This window comes from Marseilla massiliensis, assembly GCF_023336985.1.
Classification (GTDB): domain Bacteria; phylum Bacteroidota; class Bacteroidia; order Bacteroidales; family Bacteroidaceae; genus Prevotella; species Prevotella intestinigallinarum.
Window position 1 is genome coordinate 98,953 of the sequence record NZ_JAMBLP010000011.1, and the last position, 16,525, is coordinate 115,477.

Below are 16,525 nucleotides of genomic sequence, written 5' to 3' on the forward strand. Positions count from 1 at the left end.
TGCAAAGATACAGCAAATATGCCGAAATAACAAAAAAAAGGGAGTTTATTTTTGTGTTTCGCCCTATTTGCTGTAACTTTGTAGTCTAAACTACGCAACAAGACATAACATAATATGCAAGAGACAAGACAAAACAAAGTGGCCCGGCTACTGCAAAAAGAGCTCAGCCTCATATTCCAGCAACAGACACGGGCCACCCACGGCGTGATGGTATCGGTGACACGGGCAAGGATTTCGCCCGACCTCAGCGTATGCACGGCTTACGTAAGCATATTCCCGAGCGAGCGCGGCGAGGAAATCCTGGCCAACATACGCTCAAACGAGAAAACCATACGCTATGAGCTCGGCACACGCGTGCGCCACCAGCTGCGCATAGTGCCCGAGCTGCGCTTCTTCCTCGACGACTCGCTCGACTACATCGAACACATCGACGAGCTGCTCAAGAAATGACGGCCTACAACACCATATCGCTGTTTTCGGGGGCCATGGGGCTCGACCTCGGCATTGAAAAGGCCGGGTTCAAAATACGGGTGTGCGTGGAGAAAGACAAATGGGCCGCCCAGACAATAAGGGCCAACACAAGCATACCCGTAATAGAAAGAGACATCAACGACGTGCCCACCGACGAGATTCTGGCTGCTGCCGGCATTGGCAGGCAAGACGTGACGCTCGTAATCGGCGGCCCGCCATGCCAGGCATTCTCGACAGCGGGCAAGCAAAAGGGATTTGCCGACTTCAGGGGCAACGTGATGCTGCAATACCTGCGTGTGGTCAGAGACATCATGCCAGAGTTTTTCATAATGGAAAACGTCAGGGGGCTGCAGTCGGCCAAACTAAACAGCGTGCCTGCAGAATATGCCGAATACGAACCGATAAAGGATGTCAAAGGCAATGCGTTCCACTTTATGGTAGCCGAATTCAGAAAACTGGGCTACAGCATAAGCCACGCGCTGCTCAACGCCGCAAACTACGGTGTGCCGGAAAAGCGCGAGCGAATAGTGGTGATAGGGCACCGGGGCGAAAGGGTGCCCATACCGAGCCCCACGCACTCGGAAAACGGTGAGTTCGGCACAAAGAAGTGGAACACGCTGCGCAGCTGCATCGGCGACATGGAACACCGCACAGACCTGCAATACACCGAGCTGCGCAAACGGAGCCTGCCGTACATGAAAATACTGAAAGAAGGCCAAAACTGGCGCAACCTGCCTGAAGACATGGCCATGCAGGCCATGGGCAAGGCATACTTCCTGTCCGGGGGCAAGACAGGATTTCTAAGGCGGCTCAAATTCGACGAGCCATCGCCAACGCTTGTCACCAGTCCGACCATGCCCGCCACACTGCTGTGCCACCCCACACAGCTAAGGCCGCTGTCGATAAAAGAATATGCAAGGATACAGCAATTTCCCGACTCATGGACTTTCAACGGGCGCCTGGAAACCATATACAAACAGATTGGCAACGCCGTGCCCGTGGGATTGGGCCAGGCCGTAGGGCAACAGATAATGAGATTCATCAACGGACAGACCTGCGCAAACGAAGAAGCCCGCAACAAAATACCTTATTCAAGGTACAAGAACACAACATACAGGGATTTTGCAATTATGTTTGGACAACGAACATACAATCTCACGAAAACACTGTAGACGGTACAATAAGATGGAGCGACATAATCAAGTTTAATTCTGGAACAAAGCAACAATGAATTTCCCATTCTACATAGCGCGCCGATACCTGTTCTCAAAGAAAAGCACCCACGCCATCAACGTGATAAGCGGGGTGAGCGTGGTGGGCGTGGCCGTGGCCACGATGGCCCTGGTGGTGACGCTGAGCGTGTTCAACGGCTTCCACGACCTGGTGGCATCGCTGTTCACGGCCTTCGACCCGCAGCTTAAGGTGACGCCCGCAGTGGGCAAGACGGCTCCTGCCGACGACCCCGTGCTAACCCGGATAAGGCACCTGCCCGAGGTGGAGGTGGCCACTGAGACCGTTGAAGACATGGCACTGGCCATCTACGGCGACCGCCAGGCCATGGTGACAATAAAGGGGGTTGACGACAACTTCGACAGCCTGACACACATACGCGAGATACTTGTGGGCGAGGGCGAGTATGAGCTGCACGCCGCCGGCCTGAACTACGGCATACCGGGCATACGCCTGGCCGAGACGCTGGGCACGGGATACCGATACGACCAGCCGCTCAAGATTTACGCCCCGAAGCGCGAGGGGCAGCTCAACATGGCCAACCCCACCGACGGGTTTGTGGAAGACGAGCTTTACTCGCCGGGGGTGCTCTTCAGCGTAAAGCAAGCCAAGTATGACAAGAGCTACATTGTGACGTCGATAGGCTTTGCCCGCAACCTGTTCGGGCAGCAGGGCATGGTGTCGGCCCTCGAGCTAAGGCTCAAGCCCGGCACCGACTTCGATGCCGCAAAGGAGAAGATAAGGCAGATGGCCGGAGGCAAGTATACGGTGAAAGACCGATTCGAGCAACAGGAAGACACGTTCAGGATAATGAAGATTGAGAAGCTCATTGCCTACATCTTCCTCACGTTCATACTGGCCGTGGCGTGCTTCAACATCATCGGGAGCCTGTCGATGCTCATCATCGACAAGAAGGCCGACGTGGCCACGCTGCGCAACCTCGGGGCATCCGACAAGCAGATTGTGCGCATATTCCTATTCGAGGGCCGAATGATTTCGGCCATAGGGGCAGTGCTCGGCATTGCCGTCGGACTGCTGCTGTGCTGGCTGCAGCAAACCTACGGACTGGTGGGGCTGGGCCGCTCGAGCGGCTCGTTCATCATCGACGCCTACCCCGTGAGCGTACACCCGGAAGACGTGGCGCTGATATTCGTCACCGTGCTCGCCGTGGGCTTCATCGCCGTGTGGTACCCGGTGCACTACTTCGCCCGCAGACTGCTGTGAGCGCCGCCACCCACGGGCATGGCACACCAACCGACAACATAAAACAACAACAACTCATGAGCAAGACAACCACAACCATCAGACTAATCGCTGCAGCGGCCGTGGCCGCAATAATGGCCGCTTGCGGCAACCACCAAAAGGGCGACGGAGGCAACAGTGGCGACAACAGTCGGCAGACTGCGGTGATGTCGCCTTTCGTGCGCATCAACATCGACTCGACCATGGCCCTGGTGTCAATACGCGACAATGCCACGGAGAAGAAAATGCCCAACAGGCTGTTCTACGGCAAGGGCGACTCGGCCGAGGTTGAAAAACTGTCGCCCGAGGGCAGCGTGCCGTCGTCGGTGAGCTGCTTCATCATAGAGACGCAAGGCAAGAGGGCTCTCTTCGACACCGGCGTGGGCAAGGCCAACGGAGGGGTGCTCATGGATAGGCTGAAAAGCCTGGGAATAAAGCCGGAAAGCATAGACTACATATTCATAACCCATTTCCACAACGACCACACAGGGGGCCTTACCGACAACGGCAAGGCTGCATTCAGCCGGGCGCAGCTCTACGTGCCCGAGGCCGAATATGCCTACTGGGCCGGGGCCGGCGGCAAAGGCAGCACGGCCATTAAGGCCGTAGGGGCCTACGGGAACAGGCTCCACCGCTTCGGCTACGGCGACAAGCTGCCGCTCGGTGTCAAGCCCATGGCAGCACCGGGCCACACGCCGGGCCACACTGTCTACATTGCAGGGAGGGTAATGATAATGGGCGACCTGTTCCACGGACTGCCACTGCAGATACAAGACCTCAACCTGTGCGCCGACTACGACATGGACCGCACCAAGGCCATCGAGTCGCGCAATAAATACACCTTAATGGCAGTACACAACGGAATGATGGCGGCCGGGATGCACTTCTTCGGCACAGGGATGGTTGACTTCAAGATGAACGAGAGAGACATGGAGCTCAAATCTTTCGAACACAACTTGCCAAAAAGATGACAGCCATAGCCTGGCGCTGCATACGGCAGACAATAGCTCGCCCGAACCACTGCGCCACCCATGCACAAGTCCGGCAGGCGGGAAAAGAGAAACCGTTGCGCCCCGTTTCGCAATGCGAAACGGGGCGCAACGGTTAATAGCACGGGCCATTCGGGAAGTCCGGATGGCCCGTATGGCACAGGCCGACACCGACAGGCCAAAAGCCAGTCGCCTGGTGCGACCTAATGGCGGCACTCAGCGCGAACAGTCGACGGCCACCTTCATCACCCCGTCGGCATGGCTCTCAAACAGGCTGTAGGCCCGCCCTATGTCGCTCAGCGCAAAGCGGTGGGTGATAAGCGGCGTGGCATCGAGCTGCCCTTCGGCAATGAGACGCAGTATCTCGGCACAGTCGCAGCCGTCGACGCCACCCGTCTTGAACGTGAGGTTCTTGCCGTACATCTCGGGCAGGGGCAGCACCTGCGGCCCGTCGTAAAGCGCCACGACAGTGACCACGGCGTTGGGCCGGGCACACTGCCAGGCCAGCCGGAACGTGTCGGCGCCGCCGGCCACCTCAAACACCACGTCGGCACCGCCATGCTCGCTCTCTGCCAGCACGCAAGCTTGGCACGAGGCAGAGTCGGTGACCACCACATGGGGCCACCGCGAAGCCACAAAACGGCGGCGCACAGGATCGTTCTCGCACACCACTATGCGCCTCGGGCCCTTCAGCAGGGCGCACAGCAGAGTGCAGATGCCCGTGGGCCCGGCACCGATTATGAGCACCGTGTCTGACGGCCGCAGCTCGGATATGCGCACAGCCCAAAAGCCCGTGGCCAGCACGTCGCCCACGAACAGGGCCTGCTCGTCGGTCACCGACGGCGGTATGGGCGTAAGCCCGCAGTCGGCATAAGGCACCCTGACATACCCGGCCTGCCCTCCGTCGATGCGGCAGCCCAAGGCCCACCCCCCGTTGGGGTCGGTGCAGTTGTTCACATAGCCGTGGCGGCAGAAATAGCAATGGCCGCAAAACGTCTCGACATTGACCACCACGCGGTCGCCGGGGGCAACAGACGAGACGCCCGTGCCCACCTCTTCGACCACACCCACCATCTCGTGGCCCACGGTGATGCCAGGCACGGCACGCGGCACGCTGCCGTGCTTTATGTGCAGGTCGCTCGTGCAAATGCTGGCAAGGGTGACTCGGACTATGGCGTCGCGGTCTTCGGCGATGGTGGGGCGCGGCTTGTCGAGAAGCTCGAAGCGCCCCTTGTCTACATAAGTATATGCTAACATATCAGTAACATTTGTGGATAAGTAGGTGTTCAAAATTAATTGCCATCAAATTGTGCGCTATTTTGGAGATGCATGCCAAAGTCCGAAGAGAGAGAGCGTAGCGGGCTACGCGACCGATGAGACTTTGGTATGCGGCCCGAAAGAGCACACAAGATGGTGGCAAAGATATAGAGGACACCTGCAAGGTCTATTGTATCGGTTAATTTTGAACAGCTACTAATCCGCGCTGCCTGCGGCCACCGGGGGCCTAAGGCAGCACTATTGTCTCTACGTCGACATGCTCGTGCAGGAACACCCGGGCCGAATCGCGGAACTTGTCGGCGTTCTCGGTGGTGAGGTAGTGGACGCTGCCGTTTCTCGTACACTTGCGCTCCATCTCGGGATGGCGCACGAAATAGTCGCGCAGGCTCGAGGCCACATACTCGCCCTGGGCCACTATGCGCACCCCGGGGTTCACGTATTTCACAATCTTTGGCATGAGCAGGGGGTAATGGGTGCATCCGAGTATGACGGCATCGATGTCGGCATCGAGCGCCATGAGCTGGTCGATACGCTTCTTTACGAAATAGTCGGCGCCCGGGCTGTCGGCCTCGTTGTACTCCACGAGCGGCACCCAGAAGGGGCAGGCCACGCCCGACACACTGATGTCCGGGAAGAGCTTGTGTATCTCGAGGTCGTAGCTGTGGCTCTTGATGGTGCCCTCGGTGGCCAAGATGCCCACGTGGCGCGTCTCGGTGAGCGAGCCAATGACCTCGGCCGTGGGCCTGATGATGCCCAGCACGCGCCTGTCGGGGTCTATGCCAGGCAGGTCGTTCTGCTGTATTGTGCGCAGCGCCTTGGCCGATGCCGTGTTGCATCCCAGTATGACGAGGTGGCACCCGAGCTCAAACAGCCTTACCACGGCCTGGCGCGTGAACTCGTAGACGACGTCGAACGAGCGCGGCCCGTATGGCGCGCGCGCATTGTCGCCAAGGTAAAGATAGTCGTAGCACGGCAGCAGCTTGCGTATTCCGTGCAATATGGTAAGCCCGCCGTAGCCCGAATCGAATATGCCTATGGGGCCGGGGGCGGCATTCAGTTTGTCCATGTCTGTGGGTCCTCCATGCCCCGGGCGCGGCTCATGCGCGCCAAGGGCTCACTTTAGCATATCAATCACCATCAGGGTCACGTTGTCACCCATGGAGCTGTCGATGAAAGGACAGGCGTTGCCGTCGATGTTGATTACGAAGGCGTAGCCGTTTTGGCGCCCCACGGTGCGTATGGCCGCGCGCAGCCGCCGGTGGAGCGGGGCGAAGATGTCTTTCTCGGCCGACTCGATGAGACGGCGGCTCTCCTGCCTGAACGCCACGTTGCGCTCGAGCAGCTCCTGCAGCTCACCCTGCCTCTTGTGCAGGATGGTGGCCGGATAGCCAGCCTGGCCGTCGAGGAACTCCTCGTACTTGGCGTTGAACTCGTCGGCCACGCGACGGGCCTCATCGTCGTACTTAGCCTTGAGCTCGGCCAGCCGCTTGCTTGCCGTGGCATAGTCGGGCATGGCCTTGAGGGCCGTCTCATAGCTCACGTAGCCGAAGCGCAGCACCGGCCGGTGCTCGTGGCCATCGTCGGTCACCACTACCATTGAGTCGACGGCCAGCGTGTCTACCTCTACCTGGGCGCCCGCACAGAGCGGCAGGGCTGCCAACAGCGCCATGAGCGCCGACCGCAATGCAGTCTTGAAAATAATCGTCATGTGTCACTACCCTTTTTAAACAAGGGCGCGCAACAGCCGCTGAGGGCGTTGCGCTATCCCGTAGTTGTCAGAAAATAATATGTGGCGCCACGCCAAGGGGCTGATGGCTGCCACATGGCCGGGCACCGGGGCGCCTGGCCGCTGCCGGCAGTCTGCCGCAAGGGCGAGGGCCGGCCGTGGCGGCGTCACTTCAAGCCGAGCTTGGCCTTCACGTCGGCAGTGACGTCGGTGCTCAGCGTGGTGCTGATGTAAGGTATGCCGCCGGCAACGTCCATGATGTAGACATATCCACCGGCCTGGCCCACCTGCTTGATGGCGTCGACCACCTTGGTGGTGATTACCTGCATCTTCTCCTGCGAAGCCTTGGCCAGAGCCTGCTGGTTGTCCTGGTAGCTCTGCTGTATCTTCTGGTACATCTCCTGCAACTCCATCTCACGGCGCTGGCGGATGTTCTCGGGCAGCGTGGTGCGTGTGGAGTCGTAAGCCTGCGACTTGCGGGTGAGCTCGTCCTGCATGCTCTTCAGGTCGTCCTCATACTGCTTCTGCAGGGCGTCTACCTCTGTCTTGGCCTTGTTGTACTCGGGCATCGCCTGTATTATCTCCTGTGAGTTAACGTGTCCGAACTTCTGTGCGAATGAAGCCAATGGCGCAAACATCATGAGCGCCAAGAATAACTTTTTCATTGTTCTTTGTCCTTTTTATTGTTGTTAATTATGTTTGTCCGTGCAAATGCCGTAACCGGTCGCCCCGGACACCGCCACAGGGGACGTTCGGGACGGCCGTCGACAGGCCTGCTGCACACGTGGGCCGCATCAGTATGAATAGCCCAGCTTCTGCAGCACCTCGTTGCTTATGTCTATCTTCGGGCTGCCAAAGATGATGCCCGTGTCGCTTGCCCTGTCGAGCACGAGCTGGTAGCCGCGCAGGTCGGCAATGTCTTTCACCGCATTGTATACCTCCTCCTGTATGGGCGTCATGAGGCTCGTGCGCTTCTTGAACAGCTCGCCGTCGGGGCCGAAGTATTTGCGCTTGAGCTCGGCAGCCTGCTTCTCTTTCTCCATGATGGCATCCTGCCGCTCCTTTTTCTGCTCCTGCGACAGGAACACCACCTCGTTCTGGTAGTTCTTGTACATGGTCTGCGCCTCGGTCGATAGTGCCTCGACCTCTGCCTGCCACTTCTTCGACACCTGGTTGAGCTGCTCGTTGGCGCGCTCGTAGGCAGGTATGTTCTTAAGTATGTATTCCATGTCGACAAGCGCGAACTTCTGCGCGCTCGCGGCCACGGCCGATAGCATCATGGCCATCATCACCAATACTTTCCTCATAAGAATCTCCTTTCCTCCATTTCTTTTTGCTGTTATGATATATGCTGTAGCCAAGGGGCGCGAGGCCCCGTGCGTCAGAACTCCTGGCCGAGCACGAAGTGGAACTGGCTGCCGCCCTTGGTGCCGGTAGACAGGGCCTCGTCGAAGCCGTAGGCCCAGTCGATGCCCATCAGGCCGACCATCGGCAGGAAGATGCGCACGCCGGCGCCTGCCGAGCGCTTCATGTCAAACGGGTTGAACTTCTTGGTGTCGTACCACGCATTGCCGCCCTCGAGGAACGCCAGTCCGTAGATGGTGGTGTTGCCGAGCATGAACGGGTAGCGCAGCTCGAGCGTGAAGCGGTCGTATGCGTAGCCCGGCGCCGAGTATGGCGTTAGCGAACCGTTCTCGTAACCACGCAGGCCTATGGTCTCCTGTGCATATCCCGACGAGTATCCGCTCATGCCGTCGCCTCCCATGTAGAAGGTCTCGAACGGCGACTTCTTGAAGCGGTTGTACGACCCGAGCAATCCGAACTCAACGCGCGACATGAGCACGAAGCACTTCTGGCCGCTGGTGAGGGCCGTATAGTTGCGGAACTTGAACTTCCACTTGTGGTACTCAATCCACCTGTACTTGTCTTCCTGCTCGCTCTGGAACGTGGCCGAGTTGGCGTCGGTGGCCAGGTGCTCATAGTCTTTGCCGTCCCACAGCGACCATGGCGGCGTGAGCGTCACCGAGGCCAGGAACTCCGACCCGCGGCGCGGGAAGAGCTGGTTGTCGGTGCTCGTTCGCGACAGGGTCACGCCGAGGTTGATGTTGTTGCAGTTGCCGTTGGTAATGATGAAGTACTGCCAGTCCTTGAGCATGTAGCGCTGGTATGCCAGCGACACCGACAGCTGGAAGTAGTCGTCGGGCCAGCGCAGGCGCTTGCCCCATCCCACCGAGAAGCCCACCAGCTGCACATACTTGTCATCGTCGAGGTAGCTCTCGTAGTTGTTGTAATAATAGTTGTTGTAGCTGCCGTAGTAGTTGTAATAGTTCATCCAGCTGTTGTTGTAGTAGTTGCTGTTCACGTCGGTCTGCTTCGAGTAGAACGCTCCCACGTTGAACGCGTTGGGGCGCTTGCCCCCGAACCACGGCGCCGAATAGCTTATGCTGTACGACTGGTAGTAAGTACCGTTGGTCTGTGCGCTGAGCGCCAGCTGCTCGCCGTCGCCTATCGGCATGATACCACGGTGCATCTTGTTCTTGCCGAAGAGGTTGCGCATCGAGAAGTTGTTGAGCTTGAGCGACACACGGCCTATCACACCCGTCTGTCCCCATCCCAGCGAGAACTCCACCTGGTCGTTAGACTTCTGCTCGAGCTCCCAGTTGATGTCCACCGTACCGTCTTCGATGTTGGGCTTTATGTCGGGGTTGACCTTCTCCGGGTCAAAGAATCCCATCGACGCAATCTCTCGCGCCGAACGCATCAGGGCGTCTTTCGAGAACAGGTCGCCGGGCTTTGTGCGCAGCTCGCGGCGCACCACTTCCTCGTAGAGGCGGTCGTTGCCGAATATGCGCACGCTGCTGATGTGGGCCTGCTGCCCCTCGGATATCCTCATCTCAAGGTCGATGGAGTCGCCCACCACGTTGACCTCGGTCGGCGTAAGCTGATAGAACAGGTAGCCGTTGTTCCAATAGTAGTTGCCCACGGCGTCTTCGTCTTCCTCGAGGCGCTTCTTCAGGCGCTTCTGGTTGTACACATCGCCCTTCTTCATGCCGAGCAGCATGTTGAGGTTGTCGGTAGACACCACGGTGTTGCCCACCCATGTTATGTTGCGTATGTAGTATTTCTGCCCCTCGTCAATCTCGACGTAGATGTTTACATGGTTGTGGTCGTGGTTCCACACGCTGTCCTTGACGATGACCATGTCGCGGTATCCCAGCTCGTTGTACTTGTCGATGAGGTTCTGCTTGTCGGCCTCGTAGCGTTCTTCGGTAAACTTCTTCGACTTGAGGAACGACGACAGCTTGCCAGCCTCGTGCGTCTTGGCGAAGGCACCCTTGGTGAAGAGGCTGCCCTTTATCTTCTTGTCCGACAGGTTCTTGTTGCCCACGAGGTAGATGTGGCGCACCTTCATCTTGTCTTTCTTGTCGACATTGATGTCGAGTATCACCTGGTTCTTGGCAGCAACGTCGTCGCGCTGCTGTATGTCTATCTCGGCGTTCTTGTATCCCTTCTCGTCGAAATACTTCTTGGCCAGTATCTTAGCCCTGTCTATCACGTTAGGCGTGATCTGGCTTCCGGGCATGATGCCCAGCCGTGCCTCGAGGTCTTCGCGCTCCGACTTCTTCAAGCCGTTGTAGTTGATGGTGCTCACCCTGGGTCTGACCGACAGGTTGAAGCACAGGTAGACCTTGGAGCCCACAATGGAGTCGACCGTGACGGAAACATCCGAGAACAGGCCGTGCCTCCAATAGCGCTTCACCGCCTCAGTTATCTCCGAGCCGGGCACTGTCACGCGCTGGCCCACAGACAGGCCCGAGATGCCCGTGAGGACATAGTCCTCGTAGCCCTCTACCCCCTTGACGGTGAGCCCTCCTATCTCGCACGAGCGCGGTGTGCCGGCGTACGATATCTCCGGTTTGACAATCTTGTCCTGTGCCGTGGCGTATAACCCAGCCAACAAAGCCGCGGCAAGCAGCCCAAGCATCCTCTTCATATATTCCATCCCAAATATGATAATGTATGAGTTTCGTTCAATGTTCATCCCCTTCAACCTGAGCCTCGGTCTTGCCGAACCGGCGCTGCCGTCCCTGGTAACTGGCAATGGCCTGGCGCAGGGCCGCCTCGTCGAAGTCGGGCCAGTAGGTATCGCAGAAATACAGTTCTGAATATGCAATCTGCCACAGCAGGAAGTTGGATATGCGCAACTCGCCCCCTGTGCGTATCAGCAGGTCGGGATCGGGCATGAAACGCGTCTCGAGCCTCGCCTCTATGTCGGTGTCGGTGATGCTCGCCGGATCTATGCGCCCCTCGATGGCGTCGACGGCAATCTGCCGTGCGGCCTTGGCCAGCTCCCACCGTGCCGAGTAGCTCAGCGCCACCACCATGGTCATGGCCGTGTTGGCCGCCGTGTGCTCCTCGGTCTGCCTGAGCTTGTCCTGCACCTCCTGCGGCAGCCGCCCTATGTCGCCTATGACGCGGAAGCGTACGTTGTTCTTCATGAATATCTCGTCTTCGAGCGACGACAGCACCAGCCCCATCAGGGCCGCCACCTCGTCGGCAGGACGGTTCCAGTTCTCGGTCGAGAAGGTGTAAAGCGTGAGGTATTCAACGCCGAGCCGCACACACTCCGACGTTATGCGGCGCACCGACTCCACCCCGGCCTGGTGGCCGTAGCTGCGCTGGCGCCCCCGTTCCGAGGCCCACCGTCCATTGCCGTCCATGATGATGGCAATGTGGCGTGGTATGCGTTTCATATCCAATTGTTCTGTCATAGAGTCAATATCTATCGTTATGACATGTCCGGCATTTTGCCCACACGTCGTAGGTGAGCGATAGCCGCAACATGCTGTAGCTGTCGGTATTCTTGAACATCCCGCTGCTGTCGATGCCGTAGGGGTCGTCGGTGCCGTCGAGCTTGTCGCTCAGCGAGAAGTGTATGGCCCATTCCAGGGCCAGGTTGAGCCTTGTGGCCACCTTGTACTTAACGCCAACGCCTATTGGCAGGTTGCCCGTCACCACGCTTCCCGACGGTGTCTTGGCGTATGTCAGCCCGAGGCCTATGGCCACGTATGGCGTGAGCCGCTTTGCCCCGAAGTATTCGCGGCCGGTGCCGTAGGGCCAGAAGTTGTATTCAAACCGCAGCCCGGCGTCGACCAGCGTGTTGCTGAACGACACCACCGAGTCTTGCAGCCCGGGATACCACGTGCTCACATCGGCCGACGACCCCTTCAGCTTGCCGTATGTAATGTCGAGCCCCAGGGCCATGCGTGGGTTGAACCGATATTTGGCCACCAGGCCGCCGGCCACTTGGTTGTTGGCCAGGATGCTGCCGTTGAAGTCGCCCTGGTAAGAGAGCAGCCCCACCCCGCCGCCTATCTCGGCCCTGTATTCGGGGTCGGTCTGCGCCCCCGCCGTGATGGCGGCGGCCATGGCCATGGCTATGACGAGCAGCTTCTTCATCGGCCCCTCCCGTCACTGCTGCCAGCCCATGCTGTTGAGCCGTCCGCGCCACACCTGGCCGGTGCCTGCGCACACTATCCATATATGCCCGTCGGCGTCGGTTGCCGCGGCAAAGGCCGTGGCCGAGGTGTCAAACGCATCGGGGTAGGCATACGAAGAGTTTGCCTTCCATGTGATGCCACCGTCGCGGCTCTCGTATATCCGCGAGAACGGCTGCTCCTTGCACCCGCCTATGCCGGCGCCGCCAAAGGCCAGCTCGCTGTCGCCGTAGGCAATGACGGTGAGGCCGGCGAGCCTCGGCAGCAGGTAGTTGTTGCGGCTGTCCTGGTCCATGTACACCCACTTGCCCTGCTCGCTGCCATTCGAGTATTCCACTATCTTGCGCCAAACCACGGCCGTAGAGTCGTCGGGGTAGGCCTCTATCGAGCGGTTGCCGGCGAGCATCACGTAGTCGGTGCTGTCGACATAGCCGTAGGGCGCCGTGCACGATGTCATGTCTTGCGCGGGCAGCAGCGTGCCGGGAGCGTCGGTGGCGTCGTTGCGCCATGAGCGCCCACCGTCGGCCGATACCACCATCGCGCCGCTGGCGTCGATGCCATAGAGCTCTGTAGTGCTGGCCCCCACGAGCCGCTGCGGTGCCCCCTGTGCCGCCACGGCCTCGAAGGCAGTGCCGTCGGTGGTGCGGCGCAGCGTGCCGCCGTCGAGCACGAAGAGCGTGTCGCCCTTCACCGCCACATTATTATAAGCGTCGGGACCGAAGGCCGCCCCCGTAGCAGTCCACGTGTTGCCGTCGGAGGCCTCTGTGGTGTAGACCACCGTCGAGCCGCCCTCAAGCCCGAAGAGCACCATCCTGCCGCCAAGCCCCACAAGGCGCATGCCGCCCATGGCTGCGAGCGAGGCGTTGTCGGCCATCCGCGTCCAGCGGAACTCGTCGGCCACCTCGCGGTGAATGTTCACCGTCACCTTGTACAGGCGGTACGAGCGGGCGTCAGAGGCGTATGCCCTCAGGTAGCGGGGCTTGCTGAAGTCGGTGCTGTCGGTCGACGAGAGCGACTTCATCGAGTCGCGGGCGGCGTTCTCGATATACACCATGGCGTTGTTCTTGGTATAAACGCCGCAGAGCAGCTTGGTGGCGTCGACCCCCACGGGCAGCGAGTCTACATTGTAAATCTCGCCCTTGAGCTGGTCGATGTAAAACGGATAGTCGGCCACGCTCTGGTCGTCGACCACATACGTGGAGTCCTCCCCCGTCGAGGAAGTGGTGTGCTTGGTTATCTTAGCGCTTGTTATCTGAAACTGGGTAATGGCAATATCATCATAAAGCGTCACATCATCGGTATAGTCGGTGTCTAAGCACGACACAAGTAATGTTGCCGCCGCGAACAGCAGGCACAGATGACCAATGTTCTTACTCATTCGGTATTTATTTTTATTTTTAGCTGCAAATTTAATCACATTTCCGTAAATAGCGGCATCTTTCTGTCTTTATTAAATAAAAAACATACTAAAACGGGGCATTTTAAGTTCTGTTAGTTCAAAATAGCCGTTTTATGCCGACGTACCGGCCAAGGCCCCTTGCCGACCCGCAGGCAGAGCGGCAAAAGGCTGTGCTCCGCATCGTTACGGCAAACGCATGCCGGCGCGGGGCGAGCCCATAATGAAACAGCGCGGTATGAATCACTCACCCCGCGCTATTCCCTCGGACGGATGCCGTTGAAGTCATTGAATATCAATGCCCACAAAGGCACAACCGTCGTCATGAAAATCTAATAACATAATCTTTACCTTAAATCTATTAACTACTAACCTAATGAATAACAGTACCATTGTCGCAATGGTAGCGCAAAGATACAATATATATAAAGGAAAACAAAATTGCGGGGCATGTTTTTTCGACGCCCTCACAATTTATTGATTTAAATCAACGCAAAAATCGGATGCACGGCTGCCTGCGCCACAGTCTGCGCCAAGGGGAGGCAATCGGCCCTGACTAACGCCAACAGGGCCGGCAACCCACGTCAATCTCCGGGCTCGGATGTCATGGCTATCTCCACTTGCTGCCCGTCGCGTATGGCATTCCACATGGCGTCCCTGGCCACCATAAGCTCGGTCTTGGCCTGGCTTTCGGGCCATGTCCTCCCAAAGCCGTCGGCAAACATTGAGAGCGCAGCCGCATTCTGCGTGTTTGCAATGCCTATGCTCAATCGCCCGCCGTCCATTTCATAAAACATGGCCAACGGCACGCGGTCGTCGAGGCCAAAGATGAATATCGGGGTATAAGGCCCTTGCGGTATGCCCGTCCACGCCTCGCAGAAGGCGTCGCATTGCTCGTCGGTAAGTTCCAGTATCAGCTCGCCGTCATTTTCCGTAAACCAGTATCTCGTTGTCATCCAATGCGCCGGTTCATCGCCGCCGGCGGGCTTTATCCAGATGTCGAGCGTGAGGTCTTCGTTAAACCTCATGCCTATCTCGTCGTGCTTGGTTCCAAGATATTGCCTATGCTTACCAATGCGTTTCTTATGGTCATCTCGTTGGGGTAAACAATACCGTCATACTTTGTAGTTCCCAAGATGTCTTTGGTCACGTTGAGAAATCCCTCGCCCGTCTTGAACACAAATGTACGGCCCGTCTCAATGCCTTTCGGCGCATAGGCAATGTCCAAGACCACATAGCCGTCGGTCACATATTTCTCGGCGGGGGTGTATGTGCCTCTCACGGTCATCTCGTATCCCGGCGCATCGCTCTTGCCGGTGAAGCCGACAGTCCTTTCGCCGGGCACGGCATCGATGTCTACGGTGAAACTCTTCGCCAATTCGGCAGTGAGCCCGCTTATTGTCATGGTCACCGCCCCACCGGCGCCGTCGCAGGCAAATTCCACGCCTTTTATTGCCACCTCCTCGCCGTTTAATGTCGTTCGGCACTGTGACTGGCTTAAATCCACGCCATCCATTTTTCCGATCTCTACCACTCCCCTGACAGCATCGTCATTGCTGCAAGCGGTAAATAAACTTGCGAATAGTGCCACAGCCACAATTCGCACTAAGTGTCTGGTTTTCATAAACAAATTGGTTTAAGTTTTACATTCAGCTATTATTTCATCTATTATTTCATCACATAAATCGCCTGTGGGCAACATCCATACTGTCGTTCAACGACTTAGTTTCACCACTTGCCCCGTTCCGTCATCAAAGTATATGCGCACGAGCATGTACGGGCCAGGGATTTCGCTCTTTGCGATTACAGCTGTTTCTGCCATCACGGGCACGTCTCTCAGCATTTGCCCGCCCACGCTGTAGCACACGACGCGGGAGATGGGCTTGGAAGATTGAAGGGTGTATGCCTCGCCACCGTCAACAACAGACAAATCACCTGGATCACCTTGCAAGTCTTTAATATCTGCATATATTATTTGATTTATTGAAAGCTCCTTCCAACCCTCAGCCTGCTCGTAAAGACCGATACTCTCCAGAGGAACATAGACTGCCTGAGGGTCGCCATCAGTCAAGAACACATCGTCTCCCAATCGCGGAGGTACTGACGCCATACACACCAAGGATGGTTCAGGCGCATACCACTCCCTACTATATCTCGTTGGCAGGTTCCACTTAATATAGGCAAAAGCCCTGTCACCAATTGAATCAACAGACTCAGGAATGATCAACTTGCCAGACATGAGCATCCCTTCATAACAATTTGCATAAATTGTACGGGTTCCATCCTTAGCCAAATATGAGTATGTACCAGCCTCATAATAGGATATCGGTGAAAAATACAACACGGTGCCATCTTTCGAATACACACGGCCATCATCATACTTGCAATATTTGTTGCCAATTGATGGAACCACACGAGTTACCCTCTCATTTTGTACATACCAATCTCTGCCATTATACACAAAACGTCCAAGCGTAGGGTACTTGCCAGCCAACTCAAATATACACTCAAAACCAGTGACATTGTAACGTCCTACACACTCAACGCTTAGCGAATAGTCTGACAGATGCTTTATTTTTTTAGGTAACAGCACACGACGCCCATTTTCCTTTGGGGTATGCAAAGTGCAGTGGAAAGCGTGCGCAGGCAACGTGTCTATGTCGGCGTCAAGCAGGTCGAGAGTGTCCAGACAATC

16 protein-coding genes are annotated in these 16,525 nt (G+C 57.4%); 4 read left to right on the forward strand and 12 right to left on the reverse strand.

The window, feature by feature from the left end; genetic code table 11:
* Nucleotides 1–114: 114 nt before the first annotated feature.
* From rbfA to M3089_RS09235, 4 genes are read left to right on the forward strand one after another with little or no spacing between them, the layout of a single operon-like run.
* Nucleotides 115–450, forward strand: coding sequence for a 30S ribosome-binding factor RbfA (gene rbfA / locus M3089_RS09220; protein WP_249083569.1), 336 nt, complete (start codon nt 115–117; stop codon nt 448–450).
* On the forward strand, nt 447–1,643 hold the full coding sequence (locus M3089_RS09225; protein WP_249083571.1) for a DNA cytosine methyltransferase: 1,197 nt from the start codon (nt 447–449) through the stop codon (nt 1,641–1,643). Before rbfA ends, M3089_RS09225 begins: the two co-directional genes overlap by 4 nt.
* A 55-nt stretch (nt 1,644–1,698) precedes the next feature.
* Nucleotides 1,699–2,925: an FtsX-like permease family protein gene (locus tag M3089_RS09230; RefSeq protein WP_249083573.1), complete on the forward strand. Its 1,227-nt coding sequence runs from the start codon at nt 1,699–1,701 to the stop codon at nt 2,923–2,925.
* A gap of 56 nt (nt 2,926–2,981) precedes the next feature.
* A complete protein-coding gene (locus M3089_RS09235; RefSeq protein WP_249083575.1) occupies nt 2,982–3,914 on the forward strand; it encodes an MBL fold metallo-hydrolase in 933 nt (310 codons plus the stop codon).
* Nucleotides 3,915–4,148: 234 nt separating this feature from the next.
* Here M3089_RS09235 and M3089_RS09240 read toward each other — a convergent pair whose 3' ends face one another.
* From M3089_RS09240 to M3089_RS09295, 12 genes are all read right to left on the reverse strand, one after another.
* Complete coding sequence (locus tag M3089_RS09240; protein ID WP_249083577.1) at nt 4,149–5,189, reverse strand: alcohol dehydrogenase; 1,041 nt, start codon at nt 5,187–5,189, stop codon at nt 4,149–4,151.
* Nucleotides 5,190–5,436: 247 nt separating this feature from the next.
* A complete protein-coding gene (murI, locus tag M3089_RS09245; RefSeq protein ID WP_205110363.1) occupies nt 5,437–6,276 on the reverse strand; it encodes a glutamate racemase in 840 nt (279 codons plus the stop codon).
* Nucleotides 6,277–6,324: 48 nt separating this feature from the next.
* Nucleotides 6,325–6,918 (reverse strand): OmpH family outer membrane protein, encoded by a 594-nt coding sequence (locus M3089_RS09250; protein WP_249083579.1) that lies wholly within the window; start codon nt 6,916–6,918, stop codon nt 6,325–6,327.
* 185 nt (nt 6,919–7,103) lie between these two features.
* Nucleotides 7,104–7,601 (reverse strand): OmpH family outer membrane protein, encoded by a 498-nt coding sequence (locus tag M3089_RS09255; RefSeq protein WP_205110359.1) that lies wholly within the window; start codon nt 7,599–7,601, stop codon nt 7,104–7,106.
* Nucleotides 7,602–7,730: 129 nt separating this feature from the next.
* Nucleotides 7,731–8,243, reverse strand: a complete 513-nt coding sequence (locus tag M3089_RS09260) for an OmpH family outer membrane protein (RefSeq protein ID WP_249083581.1) — start codon at nt 8,241–8,243, stop codon at nt 7,731–7,733.
* A gap of 74 nt (nt 8,244–8,317) precedes the next feature.
* Nucleotides 8,318–10,939, reverse strand: a complete 2,622-nt coding sequence (locus M3089_RS09265; RefSeq protein WP_205110355.1) for a BamA/OMP85 family outer membrane protein — start codon at nt 10,937–10,939, stop codon at nt 8,318–8,320.
* Nucleotides 10,940–10,967: 28 nt separating this feature from the next.
* Entirely contained in the window at nt 10,968–11,708 is a 741-nt protein-coding gene (locus tag M3089_RS09270) for an isoprenyl transferase (RefSeq protein ID WP_249083583.1), read from the reverse strand.
* A gap of 4 nt (nt 11,709–11,712) precedes the next feature.
* Nucleotides 11,713–12,396, reverse strand: coding sequence for a type IX secretion system protein PorG (porG, locus tag M3089_RS09275; RefSeq protein WP_249083585.1), 684 nt, complete (start codon nt 12,394–12,396; stop codon nt 11,713–11,715).
* 12 nt (nt 12,397–12,408) lie between these two features.
* Nucleotides 12,409–13,812, reverse strand: coding sequence for a DUF6242 domain-containing protein (locus tag M3089_RS09280; RefSeq protein ID WP_249083586.1), 1,404 nt, complete (start codon nt 13,810–13,812; stop codon nt 12,409–12,411).
* A gap of 602 nt (nt 13,813–14,414) precedes the next feature.
* The gene (locus M3089_RS09285; RefSeq protein WP_249083594.1) at nt 14,415–14,858 is read right to left on the reverse strand and encodes a hypothetical protein; all 444 of its coding nucleotides are present in this window, start codon (nt 14,856–14,858) and stop codon (nt 14,415–14,417) included.
* A gap of 2 nt (nt 14,859–14,860) precedes the next feature.
* Nucleotides 14,861–15,454: a hypothetical protein gene (locus M3089_RS09290; RefSeq protein WP_249083596.1), complete on the reverse strand. Its 594-nt coding sequence runs from the start codon at nt 15,452–15,454 to the stop codon at nt 14,861–14,863.
* 90 nt (nt 15,455–15,544) lie between these two features.
* Nucleotides 15,545–16,525 (reverse strand): hypothetical protein (locus tag M3089_RS09295; RefSeq protein WP_249083604.1); only part of this gene is annotated, 981 nt, incomplete at its 5' end.